Consider the following 7,828-nt stretch of genomic DNA (forward strand, 5'->3'; position numbering starts at 1 on the left):
TCTCAGCGTTCTTCTCGCGAGGACAGCTTTTTCCCTCGTGGCGGAGCCACTTGGGAAAAAGATCCCGCAGCGAGAAGAACGCTGAGGTTCCGCTAGATGACCACCCGAGCCATCAAGCCCGGCGGGGTTGAAGCCGTTCGACGCACCAACTCACAGCGCTGCTGACCGCGCCCTCCAACGGCCCCCGCCGGAAGAACCGCTTCCACACCGTCGCGAACACCAGCGAGAACACCAGGAACAGCTCCGACATGTAGGTGTTCACGAGTCCGACGATGCCCTCCGGGCGGTGCCCGTCCGGGGGGAACGCCGGGAGGTCCGGGACCCAGGTGGCGGCCTGGCCCATGCTCGCGAGGTTGTCCAGCGTCTCCGGGACCCCGCTCATCGGCCAGCCGCCGACGACGATCTGCCAGGCCATCACCAGGGCGTGCAGCGCGTACAGGGTGAGCGCCATCGTGCCGGCCTTGATCAGCGGCAGCAGCGGGCGTTCGAAGCGGTCCGCCAGTTCCAGGCACAGCACCAGGACCGCGACCGCGACGCCCAGCGAGCCCAGCAGTTCGAAGGAGGAGCCGCTGTGCGCGCGGGCCGCGAGCAGGAACTCGGGGTGCTCGATCGGCACGGTGCCTTCGGTGAGCACGTCTGGCAGCGGTCCCGTCACCAGTCCGAGAAGCGCCGAGGTCGTGTACGTCACCACCGCCAGCAGCACGCTGCCGATGCCCAGCCGCAGCCGCACCGCGCGGGAGCGCAGGTCGAGCCTGCCGACGGTGATTCCCGCCAGCACCAGCCCGAGGTACGTCGCGGCCGGGTAGAAGTCCAGCAGCGTCAGGTCGAGCACGCCCAGTTCGGCGAACAGGTGCCCCGGATCGACGGAGTTGAACGCGCCCACCGCCGCCGCCACCGAGTTGTTCCCGGCGAGCACGGTGCGCAGCAGGTACGAGGCCTGGGGGCCGACGATCATCATGGCCCCGGCGGCGATGGCGGTGCCGCGCGGCCCCAGCCCGAGGAACGGCAGCGACAGCAGGAAGTACACGCCGTAGAACGGGATGATCACGGTGAGCAGGAAGCCCGTCGCCTCGGTCGCCTTCGCGAGCGCCAGCCCGATGATCAGCAGCAGCACCGCCCGGAGCGCGACCCGCACCCGCGCGTCGCGCAGCGCGGCCCCGGTCAGCGGGGTTCCGCGCCCGGTGAGCATCGCCAGCGAGACCCCGGCCAGGAAGGTGAACAGCGCGGTCGCGCGTCCGCTGGAGGCCTGCGCCATGCCGATCTCGACGAAGCCGCCGCTGAACGGGGCCCCGAAGTGGATCACGAACATCCCGAAGATGGCGACGAATCGGGCCAGGTCCACACCGAGCAGCCGGTTACCGCGGGCTGTCCGGGGGCGTTGATCACGGCGCTGGGCCTCGTGGCGAGGTGCCGGGCTCGCTGCGGTCATGACGTCCTGAAAGAGACTGAAGGCGGAACTCGGGCGTTGCACAACTTACCCGCCGGTCGTGGTCCGCTCGTCGCAAGGTCGTCCAGCGCGTTCGGCCCGCCTCCGGGTGCGGTGCCGACACCCGCTCCGGCCTGCGCGTTCGCCCTGAGCCGGTGCCCCGGCGACCGCGTGATTGGGCTGATCGGGTGACGTTGTCGTGACCTGTTCATCGCACCGGAAGCGCCAGGGAAGGGCGCAGCCGGGCACTGCGATCGGGCCAGCGCCCCGCCCGTAGCGCGAACGGTCAGATGAGCCACACCGCGGTGTTCGGCGGCAGCCGGTCGCCCTCCAGCGCTCCGCTGGCGAGCAGCACTTCGCCCGGCGGCAGCGTCACCGATTCCGCCGACGCGTTCAACGCGCAGGTGAGCTCGCCCGGTTCCCGGCGGAACGCGAAGCACCCGGGCGGGGCGCCGAACCACGACACCTGGTCACCGCGCAGCGCCGGGTGCTCCTTGCGGAGCTCCAGCGCGCGCCGGTACAGCGACAACGTCGAGTCCGGGTCTTCCAGCTGGGCCTCCACGGTGTACGGGGCCCACTCCACCGACATCGGCCACCAGCCGCCCGGCACCGGTGAGAAGCCGAACGACGGTTCCTCGCCCTCCCACGGCATGGGGCCGCGCGCGGGCGACGCGGAGCGCGCGCCGCCGGCGCTGGGCAGGCCCAGTTCCTCGCCGGTGTCCAGCCCGACGATGCCCGGCAGGCCCAGCGAGACCAGGGCCAGCGCCCGAGCCCGCGCCTCACCGGTGGCGCCACCGCCGAACCGCGTCACCGGGTGCATCCGGTCCTCACCGGTCACGACCCACACCGCGGGCACGCCCAGCATCTCCGCCGAGGCGAGCATCCGGGTGATGACCTCGCGCAGCTCCGCCGCGTCGAACAACGTGCGGCCCAGCCGCAGATCGATGCCGATGTCCCAGCCGTCGTGGTCGTCGTACCCGTCGAACCACGACTCGTCGATGAGCACCCCGATGCCGCGCCCCGGGTAGTCCGCCGCGATGGGCGAGAGCTCGGCCAGCACCTCGCGCACCGCGGCGCCCGCGGGTTCGCCCGCGCCGGGCGCCACCGCGACGCGCAGGGCGTCCACGCCGCGGTCCAGCCAGAACCGCACCGACGTCGCGAACACCTCGTGCCCGTCGGTGCCGATCCGGTCGACGAGGTCGCGCTGCGCGGTCACGTCGATCGCGACCCGCAGGCCCGCGGCGTGCGCCTCGTCCACCAGCGACTCGAACGACTCCAGCTCGCCGAGCACGGGGTCGACGCCGCGACCGCGTTCCGGATCGGTCAGCGGGCTCGCGGTCAGCGCCGTGAGCCACAGCGCGTCCACGCCGAGCAGCTCCAGGTACCCGAGGCGCAGCCGCGCGCCGTCGAGATCTCCCACGCCGTCACCGTTGGCGTCGGCGAACGAGCGCAGGTCGACCCGGTAGAAGACGGCGTCGCGCCACCAAGGCGCGACGGCCGCCGCTGCCGAGTCCCCCACCGGTGCGTTCATGACAAACGATCAGGCTCCTAGAACCACGAATTCATCATGCTCTGCGCTGCCATCTCCAAGTACTGCCAGAGCTGCCGGCGATGCTCGTCGTCGAGCTCGGCCTCGTCCACCGCGATCCGCATGCAGCGCAGCCACGCGTCCCGCTCCGCAGGGCCCACCTTGAACGGTGCGTGCCGCATCCGCAGCCGGGGGTGTCCCCGACGGTCCGAATAGGTGTGCGGCCCGCCCCAGTACTGCATCAGGAACAGCCGCAGCCGCTCCTCGGCGGGTCCGAGGTCCTCCTCGGGATACAGCGGGCGCAGCAGCTCGTCCTTGGCCACCTCCTCGTAGAACCGGGCCACGATGAAGTGGAAGGTGGGTTCGCCGCCGACTTGGTCGTAGAAGGTCTCCGGTGCGCTCACGCGTTCCATCCTCCCCTGCCGGCGGCGGTGCTCATACCTGGGCCGAGTCGATCTGCGGCCGTCCGTTCGGGTAGGGCGGCTGGATGTCCTCGTCGTCGTAGGCCCGCTTGATCGCCACGCGGAGCCTGCGCTGCACCGCCCACTGGGTGCTGGGCCGCACCTTCACGGTCAGGCGCAGCGTGATCGTGTCGGAGGTGATCTGGTCCACGCCCAGCATCTCCGGCGGGTCCATCACGTCCTTGGACAGCGGCTCCCTGGAGGCGGCTTCGGTGGCGACCCGGGTGGCGACCTCCATCGCCTTCTCCACGGAGCTCGTGTGCGAGATCGGGAAGTCCACGACGGCCACTGCGAAGCCCTGGCTGGAGTTGCCGACGCGCAGGATCTCGCCGTTGCGCACGTACCAGACGGTCCCGTTGAGGTCGCGCAGCGTGGTGACCCGCAGCCCGACGGCCTCGACGGTGCCGGTGGCCTCGCCGAGGTCGACGATGTCGCCCACGCCGTACTGGTCCTCGACCATCATGAACATCCCGGACAGGAAGTCCCGGACCAGGTTCTGCGCGCCGAACGCCACCGCGACGCCGAGCACCCCGGCGGAGGCCAGGATCGGGCCGAGCTCGATGCCCAGGGACTTCAGCACGTACATCAGCGCGAGGCCGAAGATCACGAACGAGGCCAGCGACTTGAGCACCGACCCGATCGTGCGGGCGCGCTGCACGCGGCGCTCCGAGAGCAGCGCCATCCCGGCGGCTTCGCTGCGGCGCTCCTTCAGCGGCACCAGCAGCTTCGGCGTCTTGCCGCCGCTGCCCCTGGTCAGCCGGGAGATCGTGCGGTGCACGAAGTAGCGGGCCAGGAACGCGATGATGACGATCATCAAGATGTTCAGCGGCTTGGCGATGAGCAGGTCCGAGTACATCGCCAGCCAGTGGTTGTCCGTCCAGGAGTAGACGGTCTCGCACCAGCTTCCTTCGTCCCGGACGCAGTCGGGCTGGGTTAACAGAGGGGGTGTCATGGGTCGGGGGTCTCCATGCTCGGGTGTTTCGTCGACCTGTACGCGCCGCCGAAGGCCGCCACCACGTCGAAGGTGCCGTCCGGCCGAAGATCGGGAGCTGTGGACGCCCCGCCGTCCGCAGCTCCCGCAGCCGGCCGCGCACAGGACGTGGCGCGTGCCTTCCGCGACTGGTTGTCAGAAGTGGCGACCGCTCAGGCGAGGGGGAGCCCGGTGGCCTCCGCTAGGAAGGCGATCTGGTCGGTCGCCAGGCCTACCGTACGCGAAACGGAACGGGCGGAATGTCCTACCTCGGTCTCCCTGCGCAGCAGCACGGGACGTCGTGCGAGGTCGGAAGCGGTCGCGTGCTGCAGCGCCGCGCACATCTTGCGCGCGTGGTTCGGATCCACCCGCGTGTCCGACTCGTAGACGGTGAACAGCACCGACGGGTAGGCGGTGCCCTCGGTCACCGCGTGGTACGGCGAGTACGACAGCAGCCAGTCCAACTCCACCGGGTCGTCGGCGGTGCCGTACTCCTCGTTCCAGGTGCGGCCCAGCAGGAACTTCTCGTAGCGCACCATGTCCAGCAGCGGAGCCGAGCACACCACCGCGCGGTAGAGGTCCGGGCGCTGCGTCAGCGCCGCCCCCACGAGCAGGCCGCCGTTGGAGCCGCCGGTGATCGCCAGCTGTTGCGGTGAGCTCCACCCGGTGGCGACCAGGTGTTCGGCCGCGGCGTGGAAGTCGTCGAAGACGTTCTGCTTGCTCTCGCGCATGCCCGCGCGGTGCCACTGCTCGCCTTCCTCGCCGCCGCCGCGCAGCGACGGCAGCGCCCACACCCCGCCCGCGGCGACCCAGGCCAGCGCGGTGGGGGAGTAGGAGGGCTCCATCGACAGCGAGAACCCGCCGTAGCCGGTGACCATCGCCGGTCGCGGCTGATCGGGTTCCGCGATGGGCGTGAGCAGGAACATCCGGACGGTGGTGCCGTCCTTCGAGGTGTACTCGACCTGCGAGGTGTGCACCTCCGGCAGCTCCGCCGCGCCGGGAGCGCGCCGATCCTGCCGGGTCGTGCCGGAGGCCCGCGTGTAGAGCTGCACGCACGGCGGGGTGGCGAAGTCGGTCCAGCCGATCCACAGCCGGTCCCGGTCGCCCTCGGTGTCCTCGTCCACCGCGGTCAGCGCCGTGATCTGACCGGTGCCGGGCAGCGGCACCTCGTCGGTGCGCTCGCCCGTGACGGGGTCGTGCAGCGCCAGGTCGGAGACCGCGTGCCTGGTGCGCAGCACCGCGAGCTTCGGGTCGTCGGTGCCGTCGTCGAACCAGCGCACCGCCTCCAGCACCGAGTCCGGTTCCTCCGGGATCAGCTCCTGCCAGTGCGCCGGCTCGGGGGTCTCGGGGTCGGTGACGCACAGCCGCCAGCGCGGCGCGTCCAGCGTGGTCTGCACGTACAGCCTGCCGTCGCGCTCCACCCACGCCGAGGCCCGGATGCCCTCCGAGGTGTCGATGACCTGGCGGAGCTCGCCGCCCGCGGACAGGTCCGCGATCCACATCGAATCCCGCCGGGCGGTGCCCGGACTGCCGTGGATCAGCAGCCAGCGGCCGTCGCGCGACACGCGGGCGTCGTAGTAGAAGGTGTGCTCCAGGCCGTCGCCGTGGACCAGCAGGTCGTCGTCGGGGTGGTTGCCGACCTGGTGGCGCCACACCCGGCGGTGGAACTGCTCCTCGCCCGCGGGCACCGCTTCCGGGGGCAGCCGCCGCACGTAGAAGAACTCGGCGCCGCCCGGCATCCAGGAGATCGACGAGTAGCGGCAGCGGTCGATCGGGCCCTCGACCAGCTCACCGGTGGTCACGTCCAGCACGTACAGCAGCGACTCCTCGTCGCCGCCGACCGACACCTGGTAGGCCAGCCGGTCGCCCTCCAGGCTCGGCGACCAGCGGTCCAGGGTCGTCAGGCCGGACGGGTCCAGCTCGGTGACGTCGAGCAGCGGCCGCTCGGAACCGTCGTCGTCGCGCAGGTACAGCACCGGGAACTCCTGCCCCGGCGCGCGGCGGGTGAAGAACGCCCGTCCGGCGCGCCACACCGGGGCCGACACCGACCCGGCCGCCAGCAGGGAAGTCAGGCGCTGCGCGATCTCCGCGCGGCCGGGGAGCTCGTCGAGTCGCGCCCGCGCGAACTCGTCCTGCGCGGCCGACCACGACTCGGTGCGCGGGTCGGCCGGGTCCTCAAGACCTCGGTACGGGTCGGGAACCCGCCTGCCGTGCAGGTCGTCGACCGTGTCGGCGCGTTCGGCGGGCGGATAGGACAGGGGCGGCTGAACCTTCGTCACGCCCGCCGACGATACGGGTGCGGACGCCCCCGGCGGCGGTTCGGCACCGGCGTTCACCGAATTCACCCTGAACGATCAACACCGGAGCCCATACGATCGACACCAGTGGTGCCGGTCGGCTCATCGACCTCTCCCGGACCGTCGCGACCTCGCGTTCGTACCGCGGCGCGGGTGACTAGCACGTGGTGAATCACACGTGCGTTCGGGGTGTCGATTGTGGTCGACTGGTTCTTGCCAACCGGTGGAGGTGGTCGCGTGCACGACCGAATACCGACTCCGACAGGCGCGGCCACGGGGCTCGCGTCTCGGGCAGCGCTGTGCCGGGCACCGGCGCAGCACTGCGCGCAGTCGGGTGATCCGGTACCCCCGTGGCGCAAGCGGCGGGTGCTGTTGCTCAACACGACCTTCGAACCCCTGACCGCGCTTCCGCTGCGCAGGGCGATCGTGCTGCTGGTCTGCGGTAAGGCCGAGGTCGTCCACGGCGACTCGGCGGGCATGACGCTGCACTCGGCGACGAGCAGCCACGAAGTGCCGTCGGTGATCCGGCTGAGCAACTTCGTGCGGGTGCCGTACCGGGGGCGCGTTCCGCTCACTCGCTCCGCGCTGATGCACCGCGACGGGCATCGCTGCGTGTACTGCGGCGTTCGAGCCGAGACGATCGATCACGTGGTGCCCCGCAGCCGAGGTGGCCCGCACGCGTGGGAGAACTGCGTGGCGTGCTGCACCAAGTGCAACCACCGCAAGGCGGACAAGACGCTCAGCGAACTCGGCTGGCAGCTGCCGGTGGCTCCGCACGCGCCGCGCGGCAGGCACTGGCGGCTCATCGCGGGCTTGTCCGAGACCGATCCGCTGTGGTTGCCCTACCTGGGCGAGTCCGCGGCGTGATCCTGCTGGGAGCACGTCAGGCCGCCGCGGCGAGCTGATCGGCACCACGCCCGCTGATCCGCACGCCGCGGTCTTCGCCGCTGATCCGAACCCCGCGCTGCTCTCCGCTGATCCGAACCCCGCGCTCTTGTCCGCTGATGCGGACTCCGGCGCGTCCGCTGATCCGCACGCCGCGCTGGCCACCGCTGATGCGGACCCCGCGGTCTTCGCCGCTGATGCGCACGCCGCGCTGGTCTCCGCTGATGCGGACCCCGCGGTCTTCGCCGCTGATGCGCACGC

At 71.3% G+C, this 7,828-nt stretch carries 6 protein-coding genes and 1 pseudogene; 1 reads left to right on the top strand and 6 read right to left on the bottom strand.

The window, feature by feature from the left end; all coding sequences use genetic code 11:
• Positions 1–112: 112 nt before the first annotated feature.
• From ACWD38_RS25785 to ACWD38_RS25805, 5 genes are all read right to left on the bottom strand, one after another.
• Positions 113–1,429, bottom strand: a complete 1,317-nt coding sequence (locus tag ACWD38_RS25785) for a heparan-alpha-glucosaminide N-acetyltransferase domain-containing protein (protein ID WP_184477558.1) — start codon at positions 1,427–1,429, stop codon at positions 113–115.
• Positions 1,430–1,712: 283 nt separating this feature from the next.
• The gene (locus ACWD38_RS25790) at positions 1,713–2,957 is read right to left on the bottom strand and encodes an alpha-amylase family glycosyl hydrolase (RefSeq protein ID WP_184477560.1); all 1,245 of its coding nucleotides are present in this window, start codon (positions 2,955–2,957) and stop codon (positions 1,713–1,715) included.
• Positions 2,958–2,974: 17 nt separating this feature from the next.
• Positions 2,975–3,367, bottom strand: coding sequence for a globin (locus ACWD38_RS25795; protein WP_184477561.1), 393 nt, complete (start codon positions 3,365–3,367; stop codon positions 2,975–2,977).
• A gap of 22 nt (positions 3,368–3,389) precedes the next feature.
• Complete coding sequence (locus tag ACWD38_RS25800) at positions 3,390–4,367, bottom strand: mechanosensitive ion channel family protein (protein ID WP_184477563.1); 978 nt, start codon at positions 4,365–4,367, stop codon at positions 3,390–3,392.
• 191 nt (positions 4,368–4,558) lie between these two features.
• Positions 4,559–6,664, bottom strand: a complete 2,106-nt coding sequence (locus tag ACWD38_RS25805) for a prolyl oligopeptidase family serine peptidase (RefSeq protein WP_450125094.1) — start codon at positions 6,662–6,664, stop codon at positions 4,559–4,561.
• A gap of 255 nt (positions 6,665–6,919) precedes the next feature.
• Here ACWD38_RS25805 and ACWD38_RS25810 point away from each other — a divergent pair, with 255 nt between their 5' ends.
• Positions 6,920–7,549, top strand: a complete 630-nt coding sequence (locus tag ACWD38_RS25810; RefSeq protein ID WP_425503521.1) for an HNH endonuclease — start codon at positions 6,920–6,922, stop codon at positions 7,547–7,549.
• A gap of 16 nt (positions 7,550–7,565) precedes the next feature.
• Here ACWD38_RS25810 and ACWD38_RS25815 read toward each other — a convergent pair.
• Positions 7,566–7,828, bottom strand: a pseudogene (locus tag ACWD38_RS25815) (hypothetical protein); the annotation flags it as partial.

This window comes from Saccharopolyspora sp. NPDC002578, from assembly GCF_053592695.1.

Coding starts and splice junctions, on each gene's coding strand:
- ACWD38_RS25790 (WP_184477560.1), bottom strand. CDS start 2,957: ATGAACGCACCGGTGGGGGACTCGGCAGCGGCGGCCGTCGCGCCTTGG.
- ACWD38_RS25800 (WP_184477563.1), bottom strand. CDS start 4,367: ATGACACCCCCTCTGTTAACCCAGCCCGACTGCGTCCGGGACGAAGGA.
- ACWD38_RS25795 (WP_184477561.1), bottom strand. CDS start 3,367: ATGGAACGCGTGAGCGCACCGGAGACCTTCTACGACCAAGTCGGCGGC.
- ACWD38_RS25785 (WP_184477558.1), bottom strand. CDS start 1,429: ATGACCGCAGCGAGCCCGGCACCTCGCCACGAGGCCCAGCGCCGTGAT.